The sequence below is a fragment of the Erwinia sp. Leaf53 genome (assembly GCF_001422605.1).
In the GTDB taxonomy this organism is placed as follows: domain Bacteria; phylum Pseudomonadota; class Gammaproteobacteria; order Enterobacterales; family Enterobacteriaceae; genus Erwinia.
Genome location: NZ_LMLK01000012.1, coordinates 382,891 through 397,401, shown reverse-complemented (window position 1 = coordinate 397,401; position 14,511 = coordinate 382,891). Strand labels below are relative to the sequence as shown.

The following is a 14,511-nucleotide window of genomic DNA, read 5'->3' as shown; positions in this document are numbered from 1 at the left end:
AAACGTCTGGTCAACGCGTAGTGATTAAGCACGTTTTTACAATAAACCCCCAATATTTTGCATTTGCATATAATGCTAACATTTGTCGACTTTGCAATTCATGCACTAACACCGAGTAGAATGAGGACGATTTATGGACAAAGCCGGTATCATTCGAGATTTGCTTGTCTGGCTGGAGAGCCATCTGGACCAGCCACTATCACTGGACAACGTGGCGGCCAAAGCAGGATATTCAAAATGGCATCTGCAAAGAATGTTCAAGGAAGTAACCGACCACGCTATCGGCGCCTATATTCGCGCCCGACGCCTGTCGAAGGCCGCTGTGGCTCTGCGCCTCACCAGCCGCCCGATCCTGGACATTGCTTTACAGTACCGGTTTGATTCCCAGCAGACCTTCACCCGGGCTTTCAAAAAGCAGTTTACCCAGACGCCAGCCTGGTATCGCCGGTCATCCGACTGGAATGCCTTTGGTTTACGGCCACCGATCCGCCTTGGCGACACCGCCCTGCCACAACCCGCATGGGTCACGCTGCCGGAGATGTTGCTGGCCGGTCAGACGCAGAGCTATACCTGTACCCTGGAACAGATCTCCCGTTTCCGCGATCAGATGCGCCTGCACTTCTGGCGTCAGTTCCTGACGGAAACCGACACGGTTCCCCCGGTGCTGTATGGCCTGCATCAGGCTCGACCGAGCCACGACAAAGACGACGAACAGGAGATCTTCTACACCACTGCAGTACCGATAGATCACCTGTCGGATCAGCTGCAGTCAACCCAGACCGTCCTGCTGGAGGGTGGAGAGTATGTCCAGTTCAACTATCAGGGCCTGCGGAGCGGACTGCAGGATTTTGTCCTGCTGCTGTACGGCACCTGTATGCCGTTGCTGAATCTGACCCGTCGTCACGGCCAGGATATCGAACGTTTCCACACCCACGGCGGCAAGAAACGGCCCGAACCGCCGATCGATATTCGCTGTGAATACCTGATCCCGATCCGGGCCAGACCGCTGTAATCCAGGCAACTCATCAGGGCCGGTCCTGCCGGCCCTTCAGGTTAACGCTGCAGTTCGTCCAGCGCCACGTCATGCAGATGCGACACGTCCCCTGCCGTCTCAACCACCCAGCCGGAAGCCAGCCACGGGCTCTGCTGATAATCGACGCGAGAGATGGAACAGTTACGCAGGCGCAGGCGACGCTCTGAACTGGCGGGCAGACCGAGAATGGTGCTGACCAGCACCCCGAGCGCCATACCGTGGCTGACGATCAGCGGCCGGCTCCCTTCAGGCAGCTGCAGGCAGGTGTTCAGCGCCTGATGCATACGTTCCGCCATTTCAGACATCGATTCACCCTGCGGAATGCGGCCCCCTTCGGTTCCGTCCACCAGCGTCTTACGCCAGCCTTCCTCTTCTGCGCTCAGTGAATCCAGCGGCCGCTGTTCCAGCACGCCCATATTCAGCTCACGCAGGCGCGGATCGAGTCTGACCTCGCAGCCGCAGGCGTCAGCGATAATTTCAGCGGTACGACGGGTACGCCCCAAATCGCTGGCGATCACGTGGGTAATGCCGAGATGTTTTACCCGGTCTCCCACCTGATGCGCCTGCTGTTCTCCTTTAGCCGTAAGGGCGCTGTCTGACTGCCCCTGAATGCGGCGTGCGGCATTCCAGAGGGTTTCTCCGTGGCGAACAAGATAGACTTGTAACATGCTATTTTCCGTTATACTGCAGCTAATTTGCGTAGAGGGTCCAAACAATTATGCACAATGTTGTCGCGGCTACCATGAATCCAGCCAAAATTAAGGCAATTTCCCAGGCGTTCAGCGATATCTTCGGCGAAGGATCCTGCCATATTCAGGGTGTGGAGGTCGACAGCGGCGTAGCGCCACAGCCGCTCAGCGATACAGAAACGCGAACTGGCGCACGTCAGCGCGTGATTAACGCCCGCGAAATCCGCCCGGATGCCGACTTCTGGGTGGCGATTGAAGCCGGCATTGAGGGTGACAGTGCGTTTGCGTGGATGGTGATTGAAGACGGCCAGCAGCGCGGCGAGTCCCGTTCGGCCAGCTTCACCCTGCCGGCGATCGTCATGCAGGGTATAAATCAGGGTCGGGAGCTGGGCGAAGAGATGTCACGTCTGACCGGGATTGAGAATATTAAACATAAAGGGGGCGCGATCGGTGCCTTTACCGCCGGCCAGCTGACGCGCAGCAGCGTCTATCATCAGGCGCTGATCCTGGCGCTGTGCCCGTTCCACAACCCGGTGTATCAGTTGCCCGCAGACTAGCGGCTCACACTTTATCTGGCCCATTCAGCAACTGCGCGTCCAGCCAGGCTTTTAAGGCAGGTGGCGCGCTTTTGAGGCTGTTTGAGCCGCGGGTAATGGTGGCAATACCGGCGCCGAGCTCGTTTTTCAGCTCGCGCTGGCTCATCTCGCCGCGCATCAACTCTTCAATAATCCGCAGCCGGGTGCCCAGCGCATCACGCTCGTCCGGGGTCAGCATCAGCTGCAGCAGCGGCAGGTGCAGTTCGCCTTCAAAAGCCCGCTGTAGCAGCGTGACAAAGCGCTGCCACTCCGCATTTGCAGGTTCAGCCGTTACGGGAACAGGGTGGTTATCGGTCATCGTAAGCCGCCATACTATTGAACTAGTACAGCAGCTTACCATTTTCGTTTAAGGACGTGAAGCCGCCCGCGCATCTGCGGCGCAGGCGGTCAGTAGCGCTGTTGCCATTCGCTGTCGGAGAACAGCCGGTCAGGTTTGTCGAGGAAGTAGCGGTAATAGGCGTCGTAGGCCAGTACGTTCTTCACGTAGCCACGCGTTTCCGAGAACGGAATGGTTTCAATGAACGCCACCACGTCCAGCTGCCCGGCGCTGTTGCCCTGCCAGGTGCGCACCCGGCCCGGCCCGGCATTGTAGGCCGCCGAGGCAAAGATGCGGTTCTGGCCGAACTGCTGATAGACCGACTCCAGATACTGAGTACCGATCTGAATATTGGTCTCGGCGTCCAGCAGCTGGCTGCTGTTGCTGTAGCCCGGGATGCCGAATTTGGTCACCGTATGCTGCGCGGTGGCCGGCATCACCTGCATCAGCCCGGAGGCCCCGACCGGTGAACGGGCTTTCGGGTTCCACGCGCTCTCCTGACGGGCGATGGCCATTGCGTAGCTCGGCGGGATGCTCTTATCGCTCACCGCACGAGTGAACTGCGGCTGCCAGGCCAGCGGGAAGCGCTCCTGCAGGCTGTTCCACAGCTTGCCGGTGATGGTGGTTTGTACGCTGAGATCCCACCAGTTCTGCTGACGGGCGTAGCTGGCCAGCATCTGCTGCTGCGCGGTCGGCCGGCTGGTCACCAGATAGCTCCACTCGCTGCGCGCCAGGTTATCCATCCCCCAGTACATCAGCTCGCGCACGCGGGCCATCTCCGGGCCGCCGGTCAGGCTGTTGTCAACAGCCGGCGCGCGGTCAATCTGCAACGGATAGTCGACACCGAGGCGCTGGGCGGCCACCATCGGATAGAAGCCGCGCTCTTTCATCAGTTTGCGCAGAATATCCCCGGCTTCCTCCTTGCGTCCGCGCTCCAGCAGCAGGTCGGCCTGCCAGTACTGCCACTCGTCTTTCGCTTTCGCTTCCAGCGGCAGGCGGGCGATCCAGGTGTTCAGGCCGCGGCGGTCGTTATTGCCCAGCGACATGCGCACCCGGCGCTCCAGCAGCGTGGTCGACTCGGTGCGCATCACCACGTCATCACGCCAGCGCGCCTGATCGCTGGTGACATCCTTGCCCATCAGCTGCCAGGCTACCGCCTCTTTAAACTCCTGCGCCTGCTGCTCATCGAGCTTTTGCAGCTGAATCAGCGACGGGACCATCTGGCGGGCGCTCTCCGCGTCCTTACGTGCCAGCGCGGTAAAGCCAATCAGCGTCGCCTGGCGGGTAAAGTCGGTCGGGCCGACGCTGCGGGCGAATCCTTCAACGTTGGCCGGATTATTTTGCAGATCCATCACCGCATTGGCGATAGTCTGGTAATCCTCCGGCAGCTGTTTAGCGAGGAAACTGACCAGGCTGCCGTTGCCGGCCTTCATCGCCAGCCGGATGCGTTCCAGAGTAGTGATCGGATTCTGCTGCCCCGCCTGCTGCCAGACGGTAAACAGCTTGTCGCAGCTGGCGGGCAGCGAACTGCCGGTCAGCCAGATCGATTTGGCTCCGTCCCAGGCGACCTGCTGCTGGCCGGTGGCCCATTTGGCGTAATACCAGTTACAGCGGGCGGCCACCGGTTTTGGCTCCTGCGGGCTGAACACCAGCAGCCCCTGCCAGTCTTCGCGGCGGGCCAGTTCATTCACAAATCGTGCCGGCAGCGAACGCACCGGCGGCAGCGTCGGATAACGCTGAATAAAGGCGTTGATCGCCAGCCCGGTCTCCTGCCCGAGATCCTGAGTGAGCTGGCGATATTCAAGATAGGGGTACAGCGGATAATCGCGCAGCGTCGGCATCAGCCGCTCAACGGTGTCCATCTGTTTACTGTCCCACGCCTGCTTAATCTGCAGATAACGCGCCCGCTGTTCATCCAGCGAATCCGCGCGGGCGCTGCCCACCGTTGCCGCTACACAGGCTGCCGCCAGCCACCACTGCCACTTGTCTGCCATGACGCTCCCCACTTTACCTGATTGATCCTGAATAACCCCTCTCATGCTAACGTGCCCTGGCAGCTTCTGCCATGCACTGCACAAATATTTACGGAATTGTCCCTGATAATCTGGCGAATGCGCCTGCCGCACCGGCGGCGTTCGGCTACCGAAAACGAAATAATCCCAGGTTAACCGCGTCCTGATAATTCTCATTTTTTAATTTTAATTAAACTGAAATCTCATTATGAGACTTAAATCTCATAACGAAAAATATTATCCCGCATGGAAACTGAAAAATGCTCATAACGAAATAAACTAATTTCATTTCATATTTCAGAAATATTCCTATACTACTTTCCCGTACTGTAGCGATAAAAAATTACCGATCCTTTAATGGAGGCCCCCGCGTGTCTAATTATCCGTTAACCAGCGTACAACAGGCCGTCTGGTTCGACCAGTTGCTGACCCCGGAAACACCCTGCTATAACGTCGGCACACTGTGGCGAATTGAGAGAGATATTGATATCCAACTGTTTAATAAGGCAATAAATCAAACCCTTGCCGAGCATGATGCGCTGAGGACCCGGCTGGAAGAGAGTGAGTCCGGCATTGTGCAGACGACAGTACCAACAAAAGACATTCATCTTGAATACCACAACTTTAGTCAGGAAAAAGAGGCTGCCGCGAAAGCCCGTTATTTCCTGAAAGAACGATTTAATTCTCCCTTCAAACTGTACGATGAATTACTTTGGCGCTGCCTGATGATTAAAACAGATGAGAACCACCACTTGTGGTTAATCAGCGCTCATCATCTGATTGCCGACGGCACGTCTATATCATTGCTGAGCGCAACCATCGTGGAGCGTTATAAAAAATTAAAAAGCGGAGTGCAGGCGGACGATGGCCCGATCGTGGGTTACGGTGAATTTATCGCCAACGATTGCGCCTACCAGACCTCCACCCGCTATGAACGGGACCGCGCCTTCTGGCTGAGCCGCTTCAGCGACGTACAGCTTCACCCGCTGGAACGCCGTCCGGGGTATGAAACGGCGGGTCCCTGCCCCAGCCAGCAGATCAACCGTCACCTGTCGCTGGCCGCTTTCGCCCGGCTCAGCGCGCTGTCTGCCGCCCACGGCTGTTCGCCGATGCATCTGATGGTCGCGCTGCTGGCCTGCTGGTCGGCGCGCCTGAAGCAGGTGGATGAGGCGATCATCGGCATCCCGGTGCACAACCGCAGCGGAGCGCAGCACAAGCAGACGCTGGGCATGTTCTCGTCGATGATCCCGCTGCGCCTGCAGATCGACCACCGCCAGCCGTTCAGCGCCCTGATGCAACAGATCGCTGCCGAGCTGCGCCGCTGCTACCGCCACCAGCGTTTCCCTGTCGCCGAACTTAACCGTCACCTGAAACTCGGCCAGCAGGGCCGCCGCCAGCTGTTCGACCTGAGTTTTTCGCTGGAGGTGTTTCCTACCGATATTGAGCTGGAGGGCAGCCGTCTGAAGGTGGAAATTATGCACCACGGCTTTGAGCAACTGCCGCTGGGCGTCTATCTGCGCCACTACCATCCGCAGGATGAGCCGCTGGTCGAGTTCAACTTCAACCAGGCCTGGTTCAGCGCCGAACAGGCAGAGCGCAGCGCCAACCGCCTGATGCAGATGCTGACCCACGTTCTGGACAGCAACGCAGAGGTGCCGCTGGCGACCATTCCGCTGCTGCTGCCGGACGAACAGCAACGGGTCTTCGGCCAGTGGAACCAGACGGATCGCCGCTGGCTGCTGCCCGGCGGCATCCACCGCTGGTTTGAACAGCAGGTGCTGCGCACGCCAGACGCCCCCGCACTGTGCGGCGAAGGGCTGGCGCTCAGCTACCTGTCGCTTAACCAGCAGGCTAATCAGCTGGCCGCGCAGCTGCGCGTCAGCGGCGTCGTACCCGACCAGCGCGTAGCGCTGTGTGCCGCCCGCAGCGCTGAGATGGTGGTGGCGCTGCTGGCTATCCTGAAAGCCGGTGGCGCTTACGTACCGCTGGATCCTGACTACCCGGCCGACCGTCTGCGCCATATGATCGGCGACTGCGGTGCCCGGCTGGCGCTGCTGGATAATGCCGGCGAGCAGGCGCTGTTGCCGCTGCTACCCGCCGATATCCACCACTATCATCTGCAGCGCGACGCGCACCGCTGGCAGACTCTGCCGCAGGACAACCTGCCTGACGTTGCGGAGCAGCCACAGCGCTCGCTGGCCTATGTCATCTATACCTCCGGCTCTACCGGCAAACCCAAGGGGGTGATGAACGAGCACCTCGGGGTGATGAACCGGCTGCAGTGGATGCAACAGCAGTATCAGCTGACCGCCGCCGATACCGTACTGCAGAAAACCCCGTTCAGCTTTGACGTCTCGGTGTGGGAGTTCTTCTGGCCGTTGATGGTCGGCGCCCGGCTGGCGATCGCCCGCCCCGGCGGCCATCAGGATCCGGACTATCTGAGCGCCTTTATCGCCGAACAGCGGGTCACCACGCTGCATTTTGTGCCGTCAATGCTGCAGCTGTTTTTACGCCATGCGGAGATGGCTCAGTGTGCCAGCCTGAAAAAAGTGATGTGCAGCGGCGAAGCCCTGCCGCTGACGGTGGTACAGCGTTTCTATCAGCTGCTGCCGGCGGCAGAGTTGCATAACCTCTATGGCCCCACCGAAGCCGCCGTCGACGTTTCATACTGGCACTGCCGCGCGGACGATGCGCAGGTGCCGATCGGCAGGCCGGTCGCCAACACCCGCCTCTATATTCTCGATCGCCAGCTGCAACCGCTGCCCCCCGGCACCCACGGAGAGCTGCACATTGGCGGCGTGCAGGTAGCGCGCGGCTACCTGAACCGCGCGGAGCTGAACGCCGAGCGTTTTATTGCCGATCCGTTCAGCAACGACCCCGCTGCCCGGCTGTACAAAACCGGCGACCTGGCGCGCCGCCTGCCCGACGGCAGCATTGAGTACCTGGGCCGCAACGACTTTCAGGTCAAGATCCACGGCGTGCGCATCGAGCTGGGGGAAATTGAACAGCAGCTGATCGCGCTGGAGGGCGTAGAGGATGCGGTGGTCAGCGCCTGCGACGACGGCCACGGCGATAAGCGTCTGGTGGCGTGGCTGGTGGCCGCGGAGCAGCACGTACAGGCGGAGTCGCTGCGGCAGCAGCTGAAAAAGGTGATGCCGGAGTCAATGATCCCGGCGCTGTTTATCCCCCTGCAGGCGCTACCGTTGTCGCCCAACGGCAAGCTGGATCGTAACGCGCTGCCGCAGCCGACCCTGCAGCCGCTGCAGCGCGCATGGCAGGCGCCGGAGGGGGAAGACGAATGTCAGCTGGCCGCGTTGTGGCAGGAAATTTTACAGGTTGATCGGGTTGGCCGCGACGATGACTTCTTCGCGCTGGGCGGCCACTCGCTGCACGCTATTCAGCTGATGGTACGGCTGAAACGCGACGGGGTGGCGCTGCAGATGAAAAACCTGTTTGCCCACGCTACGCTGAGCGCGCAGGCGGAGATGATTACGCAACGGCGTATACAGCCCACGACGGATGCCAGCGCCGCCACGCCGCTGCCGCTGCAAAAACTCCTGCTGCAGCTCAATCAGCCGCCGCAGGCCTTTCGCCTGACACAGCGGCTCAATCCGCCGACCGCCGGCGGTGAAGTCTGGATGGTGCATCCGGCGGTGGTTGGCTGTGAAATCTACCGCGAGCTGGCCGACGCCCTGACGGGGCAGCTCAACGCCATCGGCGTTAACAATTACAACCTGTTCCACCAGCCACCGATCGCCAGCCTGTCGGCGCTGGCGGGCTACTATCTGCAGCATTTGCTTACGGAGGGGACGCCGCCGGACCAGCCGATCCGCCTGCTCGGCTGGTCTCTGGGTGGAGTCATCGCGCTGGAGATGGCGTCACAGCTGGAGCAGCGCGGCTACCGGAATATCCACCTGTGCCTGCTGGACAGTCTTTACCAGACCCCGCTGCAGCAGCGTATCGTTCCCGGCATGCTGGCGCCGATCCTGGCGATGCTCGGTATTGAAGGCGAAGCCGCAGAACGGGCGCTGCGGGCCGAGGCCACCGAACTGGCGATGAACAACCAGCCGCTCAGCGCTCCGCTGTGCCACAGCCGCGTCACGCTGTTTAAAGCCACCGAGTTTGCCGACCTCAGCCTGGAGGGCATGGACGGCGCTGAACTACTGGCCATCACTGACAACGGTCTGGGTCAGATCTGCTCGCAGCTGCAGGTGATCCCGCTGGCCGCCAGCCATCACTCGATCATCCTCTGCCATGAGGCGATCCGCGCCACGCTGCTGCCCCCCCGCCCGCTCACACGCACTACGGCGGCCTAAGCCAACAGGGCGGCCCGCCGCCCTGTTCCTCACCACCTTTCTTCCCCGACGGTTTACGCCACTCTCTCTCTGCGGGTAAACTGCAGGCTGGCTGTTGCTCACAACAATCGTTCACCTTCACTTCTCAGCGGCGACAATGGAAATTAAAAGCACAATGGAAACCCGGCGCGACGAGCGTATCTCAAAGCTGGCTCAGCTGCTGAAACGCACCGATAAACTGCATCTGCGGGAGGCCGCCCGCCAGCTGGGCGTCTCGGAGATGACCATTCGCCGCGATCTCAGCGATGGCCAGGCACCGGTGGTGCTGCTGGGCGGCTATGTGGTCGGCGATCCGCTGCGTAACCAGGTGCACTATTTTGTCTCCGATCAGCAGGGGCAGCATATCGCAGAGAAAAAAGCGCTCGGCGAACTGGCCGCCAGCCTGATTGTCGCCAGTGAAACGGTGTGGTTTGACTGTGGCACCACCGTACCCTGGATTATTGAAGCGATTGACGACGCGCTGCCCTTCACCGCCGTCTGCTGTGCGATGAACACCTTTCTGGCGCTGAAGGAGAAAGCGGCCTGCCGGGTGATCCTTTGCGGCGGCGAGTTCCACCCGGATAACGCCATCTTTACTCCGCTGGGGCAGCCGCAGGTGATGGACAGCCTGTGCCCGGATAAGGCCTTTATTTCAGCGGCGGGCATCGACCCGCAGCAGGGTGCCAGCTGCTACAACCTTAACGAACTGCCGATTAAACACCTGGCGCTTCAACGCGCCCGCATCAAATACCTGGTGGCCGACAGCAGCAAGTTTGGCAAGGTTCTGCCCGCCCGCATCGCCGAACTCGGTGCCTTTGACACGCTGATAAGCGACAGCGTACCGGCGTGGGATGCGGGCATTCCGGTGCTGACACCTTAACCGCCTCGCCGGAGAGTGACCCACACAGGGATCTCAACGCCGGCCTGGCTCTCCGCCGCGTTCACCCCCCCATCGATATCACCATGATCTGTAAGTCAATAAAAGCGGCATAGTGGCAGGTGTTTATCCCTCAAACCCTCGCCGCTGAATTCAGGATATTCCACCGTCATCCGGCTGTGATTAAGCGGGGAAAACAGCTAAACTCCGTGGTTTGAACGGGCAACCAGAAAAGAGGCTCTCCCTACCGTGGCTCAATTCGTCTACAGCATGCATCGCGTCGGCAAAGTCGTTCCGCCGAAGCGTCATATTTTAAAAAACATCTCCCTCAGCTTCTTCCCGGGTGCCAAGATCGGCGTACTGGGTCTGAACGGTGCGGGTAAATCCACCCTGCTGCGCATCATGGCCGGCATCGATAAAGATATCGAAGGCGAAGCACGTCCGCAGCCGGGCCTGAAAATCGGCTATCTGCCGCAGGAACCCCAGCTGAATCTTGAACACACCGTGCGCGAGTCGGTGGAAGAGGCGGTAGCCGAAGTGGTCGGTGCGCTGAAGCGTCTGGATGAAGTGTACGCACTGTACGCGGAAGAAGACGCCGACTTCGACAAACTGGCCAAAGAGCAGGGCGTACTGGAAGAGATTATCCAGGCCCACGACGGCCACAACCTGAATACTCAGCTGGAGCGTGCTGCCGATGCGCTGCGCCTGCCGGACTGGGATGCGAAAGTGGCTAACCTGTCAGGTGGTGAACGCCGCCGCGTGGCGCTGTGCCGCCTGCTGCTGGAAAAACCGGACATGCTGCTGCTGGACGAACCTACCAACCACCTGGATGCAGAATCCGTGGCCTGGCTGGAACGCTTCCTGCACGACTTCGAGGGCACCGTGGTGGCGATCACCCACGACCGTTACTTCCTCGACAATGTAGCCGGCTGGATCCTCGAGCTGGACCGCGGCGAAGGCATCCCGTGGGAAGGTAACTACTCCTCCTGGCTGGAGCAGAAAGACGCACGTCTGGCGCAGGAAGCCTCTTCCGAAGCCGCCCGCCGCAAATCGATTGAGAAAGAGCTGGAGTGGGTGCGTAAAGGTGCCAAAGGCCAGCAGTCGAAAGGTAAGGCGCGTCTGGCCCGCTTTGAAGAGCTGAACAACACCGAATACCAGAAGCGTAACGAAACCAACGAACTGTTTATTCCGCCGGGTGCCCGTCTGGGTGACAAAGTGCTGGAAGTCAGCAACCTGCGTAAATCCTACGGCGACCGCCTGCTGATTGACGATCTCTCCTTCTCTGTACCGAAGGGCGCGATTGTCGGCATCATCGGCCCGAACGGCGCGGGTAAATCCACCCTGTTCCGCATGATGTCCGGTCAGGAGCAGCCTGACTCCGGCGATATCGTGCTGGGTGAAACCGTTAAGCTGGCTTCCGTCGATCAGTTCCGCGACAGTATGGATAACAGCAAAACCGTGTGGGAAGAAGTCTCCGGTGGACAGGATATTATGCGTATCGGCAACACCGAGATGCCAAGCCGCGCCTACGTCGGCCGCTTTAACTTTAAAGGCGTCGACCAGGGCAAACGCGTCGGTGAACTCTCCGGTGGTGAGCGCGGTCGTCTGCACCTGGCGAAGCTGCTGCAGGTTGGCGGCAACATGCTGCTGCTGGATGAACCAACCAACGACCTGGACATCGAAACCCTGCGCGCGCTGGAAAACGCCCTGCTGGAGTTCCCGGGCTGCGCGATGGTGATCTCGCATGACCGCTGGTTCCTTGACCGTATCGCCACCCACATTCTGGACTACCAGGATGAAGGTAAGATCGAGTTCTTCGAAGGTAACTTTACCGAGTACGAAGAGTACAAGAAACGCACGCTGGGCGCCGAAGCGCTGGAGCCGAAGCGTATCAAGTATAAGCGTATGACCAAGTAATGAAAAAAGCGGGGAAACCCGCTTTTTTTTTACTGAAAACGCGCAGGGTGAGAATTACTCTACTCTGATTTTTAAGATGCCACTGCCATTAAATTTTCCCGCTACCGGACTGCTGCCAGGGTGGTAACTGGACTTAACGTTGATGGTTTCATGACCATTAACATCAATTTTTTCGTTCCACACGTCATTTTTTATTGATGTATCAAATGTCAGTTCACAATTCCCACCCTCGCCACAGGGCGTGAAGTTCTCCGTTTTACCAGGTACCAGGCTGTTGCCAACAATGGACACGTTAACAGTGGTCGTTCCGTTCTTACATTTAATTTGCAACGGATAGTTGTTGGAAGGATAGGAAGTAGTATGGCCATCAAGAGTTATCGATCCATGGGACAGATTAATATCGTTCATATTATAACTGCATTGAGACTGCAGCGTAAATGTTGTCTGCGCCATAACCATGGTGCCTTCATTGAGTGCTCCCCCAATCCTTTGCCAAACCTTGCCGCTGTCACCACCCGAAATTTTATTTTCTTCATAACCCCAGGACAGCGGTATAACCAGGTTATAAACACCAGGCCGAGCCTGAGCCTCATCAAAACTCAGCGTACCGGTTAGTATCCCACCAGAAGATATCGTCCAGCTGACTATACCCCCTGTTTTTATGCAAGACTGATTTTTATAAGGTTCTGTTTTTTGTGCAAAAGGCATGAATTTGTAGTCATTTGTTCCACCGACCTCGTTCCCAGGATAAGGTCCACCGGCTCCAGCTGGATTTAACGTTAACGACCACTTTAGACCACCCGGTAACTCACCGCTATTAGGATATTTTATCCATTGGGTCGACATTTTAGTGCCGTTCTTTGAAAAACTGACGCACTCAGCATCCACGGCCTTCATTTGCGCATAGCCAGAGAACGGCTTAATCGAAATCATTTTTGTTAAATTACTACTCTGGTTATCAGATAAGGTTACCTGAGGAATGATATCCTTACTGACCGGCACCCACAGGATATTGTTATAGCCGGCAACGGCTGCTGAACTGATAACAGACATCAAAGGAACCAGGACATTTAAAAAACCTGGTGTTTTTAAAATTCTCATTATAAACCCACTAATTTAATGTACAGACACGGATAAATCACAGATACTTTACTGTCATCACAGCCGTTGCCCTGAAATTTCCGCTAAAGGGTTTGGTGCTATTTTTAAAGGGAACAGCGGTGAGCGTAAATCCTTTAATAGCGCCATTCTGCAGGGGAAAGCCTGAGGTCAGGCCAGTAATATTAATAGCACGATCTTTAGCTACCCCCTCCCCCTCGTAAAGTGCAATACCCATACTAACTGCACTGTCGACATCTTTATCTGCTTTAAGAACATTGTTCGGGGCACCAGGCAGCACCGCCCCCATGAAGGTGACATAAGGAGCAGGTTCATAATAAGTGCAGCTAACCGGGATATCTACTGATTTGGCATTATTAATTCCATTGATGTCATCATAGTTGATGCTACCTAAATCGACATCAATTGCCTTGCCGTTATTAATAACACACGGAGGAAAAAAAACCTCACCACTGACATTAACCTTTAAATCAACCGCAAACACAGGCAAAGTAAAAATTGAAATTGAGAGCGCGGTTAAAATCTTCATCATAATAAAAAAACCCAAATAACCAGATAGTAAAGCATAATTACAATCAGATACTATCAGCCTGGTAGAATTCAGACCAGGATGATGAGGGTTAATATATTAATGACATCAGTATTAAATATCGCATTTCAACAATAGAACTGGCGCAACTGGGGTGACTGCAGCGCAAAGTCGATAAAACAGGCCAGCGCCGGCGAATTCAGCTTGCGGCTCGGGTAGACCAGCCACAGTTCGTTGCCCTCCATCTGCCACGCCGGCAGCACCTGCACCAGACGACCCGCCTGCACCGACTCTTCGCTGAGAAAGCGCGGCAGCAGGGTAATACCGGCGTCGTGCAGCGCGCACTCGCGGGCATACACCAGGTTGTCGGTCATATGCGCCGGCGGCAGCAACCAGCGATAGTAGTCGTCTTCACGCTTTAACAGCCACTCATTCCACGCCTGATGGGCAATACAGCGGTGTTCTGCCAGCTGGCGCGGATGCAGCAACGGTCCATGCGCGGCCAGATAATCCGGCGAGGCCACCAGCAGCCGGTCGCAGTAGCCAACCCGTCGTCCGATCAGCGATGAATCCTGCGGCTGCCCGGTGCGCAGGGCGATATCAAAGCCCTCCTGCACCAGATCGCGGATCGTATCTGAGACAAACACCTCCAGCGTCACGTCCGGGTATTCACGCTGAAAAGCGGCATTCACCCGCGCCAGCAGCGTGGCACCGATCCCTGCGGGAGAGGTGATGCGCAGGCGGCCGCTGGGATTATCGCGCAGCCGCTCAATCGCCTGCCCGGCCCGCTCGCTGGCCTGCAGCATCTCCTGGCAGTGTACCAGGTAGCGCTCGCCGGCGAAGGTCAGATTCAGCTGGCGGGTGGTGCGGTTAATCAGACGTAGCCCCAGCGACTGTTCCAGCTGACCGATCCGCTGGCTGACGCTGGACTTCGGCAGGCCTGCGCGCGCGGCGGCGGCGGTGAAACTGCCGCATTCGGCGACCAGCGCGAACAGCGCCATATCCTGCAGCTGCTTAAACATGATTGTTCACCCTGAAAGAACAGTGTTTGCGTTATTGTCCATATTATCATCCAGCCGTGCAGCTTCT

Annotated in this window: 11 protein-coding genes; 5 read left to right on the top strand and 6 right to left on the bottom strand. The window is 57.9% G+C overall.

Going from position 1 to position 14,511, the window contains the following annotated elements; translation table 11 throughout:
• Nucleotides 1-133: 133 nt before the first annotated feature.
• Nucleotides 134-1,012 carry an MDR efflux pump AcrAB transcriptional activator RobA gene (robA, locus tag ASF13_RS10585; RefSeq protein WP_056235846.1) on the top strand — a complete coding sequence of 293 codons (879 nt, stop codon included), beginning with the start codon at nt 134-136 and terminating at the stop codon, nt 1,010-1,012.
• A 41-nt stretch (nt 1,013-1,053) separates the two neighbouring features.
• Here the strand turns inward: robA and gpmB are convergent, their stop codons facing one another.
• On the bottom strand, nt 1,054-1,701 hold the full coding sequence (gpmB, locus tag ASF13_RS10580; RefSeq protein ID WP_056235842.1) for a 2,3-diphosphoglycerate-dependent phosphoglycerate mutase GpmB: 648 nt from the start codon (nt 1,699-1,701) through the stop codon (nt 1,054-1,056).
• A 50-nt stretch (nt 1,702-1,751) separates the two neighbouring features.
• On the opposite strand from gpmB, the gene yjjX reads away from it, so the two are divergent.
• Nucleotides 1,752-2,279, top strand: a complete 528-nt coding sequence (gene yjjX / locus ASF13_RS10575; protein ID WP_056235839.1) for an inosine/xanthosine triphosphatase — start codon at nt 1,752-1,754, stop codon at nt 2,277-2,279.
• Nucleotides 2,280-2,283: 4 nt separating this feature from the next.
• Here yjjX and trpR read toward each other — a convergent pair whose 3' ends face one another.
• The gene (gene trpR / locus ASF13_RS10570; protein ID WP_056235836.1) at nt 2,284-2,616 is read right to left on the bottom strand and encodes a trp operon repressor; all 333 of its coding nucleotides are present in this window, start codon (nt 2,614-2,616) and stop codon (nt 2,284-2,286) included.
• Between the two features lie 89 nt (nt 2,617-2,705).
• Nucleotides 2,706-4,628, bottom strand: a complete 1,923-nt coding sequence (gene sltY / locus ASF13_RS10565; RefSeq protein ID WP_056235834.1) for a murein transglycosylase — start codon at nt 4,626-4,628, stop codon at nt 2,706-2,708.
• A 389-nt stretch (nt 4,629-5,017) separates the two neighbouring features.
• On the opposite strand from sltY, the gene ASF13_RS10560 reads away from it, so the two are divergent.
• The 3 genes from ASF13_RS10560 to ettA all read left to right on the top strand — a co-directional run bounded on the left by ASF13_RS10560 (nt 5,018) and on the right by ettA (nt 11,774).
• Complete coding sequence (locus tag ASF13_RS10560; protein ID WP_056235831.1) at nt 5,018-8,962, top strand: non-ribosomal peptide synthetase; 3,945 nt, start codon at nt 5,018-5,020, stop codon at nt 8,960-8,962.
• 154 nt (nt 8,963-9,116) lie between these two features.
• Complete coding sequence (deoR, locus tag ASF13_RS10555) at nt 9,117-9,860, top strand: DNA-binding transcriptional repressor DeoR (protein WP_056236384.1); 744 nt, start codon at nt 9,117-9,119, stop codon at nt 9,858-9,860.
• A 246-nt stretch (nt 9,861-10,106) separates the two neighbouring features.
• A complete protein-coding gene (gene ettA / locus ASF13_RS10550) occupies nt 10,107-11,774 on the top strand; it encodes an energy-dependent translational throttle protein EttA (RefSeq protein ID WP_072166348.1) in 1,668 nt (555 codons plus the stop codon).
• A gap of 54 nt (nt 11,775-11,828) precedes the next feature.
• On the opposite strand, the gene ASF13_RS24300 is transcribed toward ettA, so the two are convergent.
• The 3 genes from ASF13_RS24300 to ASF13_RS10540 form a co-directional block, all read right to left on the bottom strand.
• Nucleotides 11,829-12,875 carry a hypothetical protein gene (locus ASF13_RS24300; protein WP_146005446.1) on the bottom strand — a complete coding sequence of 349 codons (1,047 nt, stop codon included), beginning with the start codon at nt 12,873-12,875 and terminating at the stop codon, nt 11,829-11,831.
• Nucleotides 12,876-12,912: 37 nt separating this feature from the next.
• A complete protein-coding gene (locus ASF13_RS10545; RefSeq protein WP_056235827.1) occupies nt 12,913-13,425 on the bottom strand; it encodes a fimbrial protein in 513 nt (170 codons plus the stop codon).
• 125 nt (nt 13,426-13,550) lie between these two features.
• Complete coding sequence (locus tag ASF13_RS10540) at nt 13,551-14,447, bottom strand: LysR family transcriptional regulator (protein WP_056235825.1); 897 nt, start codon at nt 14,445-14,447, stop codon at nt 13,551-13,553.
• Nucleotides 14,448-14,511 lie beyond the last annotated feature (64 nt).

Bases quoted from the DNA above. Each gene is read 5' to 3' on its own strand.
- robA (WP_056235846.1), top strand. From the start codon at position 134: ATGGACAAAGCCGGTATCATTCGAGATTTGCTTGTCTGGCTGGAGAGC.
- gpmB (WP_056235842.1), bottom strand. From the start codon at position 1,701: ATGTTACAAGTCTATCTTGTTCGCCACGGAGAAACCCTCTGGAATGCC.
- yjjX (WP_056235839.1), top strand. From the start codon at position 1,752: ATGCACAATGTTGTCGCGGCTACCATGAATCCAGCCAAAATTAAGGCA.
- trpR (WP_056235836.1), bottom strand. From the start codon at position 2,616: ATGACCGATAACCACCCTGTTCCCGTAACGGCTGAACCTGCAAATGCG.
- sltY (WP_056235834.1), bottom strand. From the start codon at position 4,628: ATGGCAGACAAGTGGCAGTGGTGGCTGGCGGCAGCCTGTGTAGCGGCA.
- deoR (WP_056236384.1), top strand. From the start codon at position 9,117: ATGGAAACCCGGCGCGACGAGCGTATCTCAAAGCTGGCTCAGCTGCTG.
- ASF13_RS24300 (WP_146005446.1), bottom strand. From the start codon at position 12,875: ATGAGAATTTTAAAAACACCAGGTTTTTTAAATGTCCTGGTTCCTTTG.
- ASF13_RS10545 (WP_056235827.1), bottom strand. From the start codon at position 13,425: ATGATGAAGATTTTAACCGCGCTCTCAATTTCAATTTTTACTTTGCCT.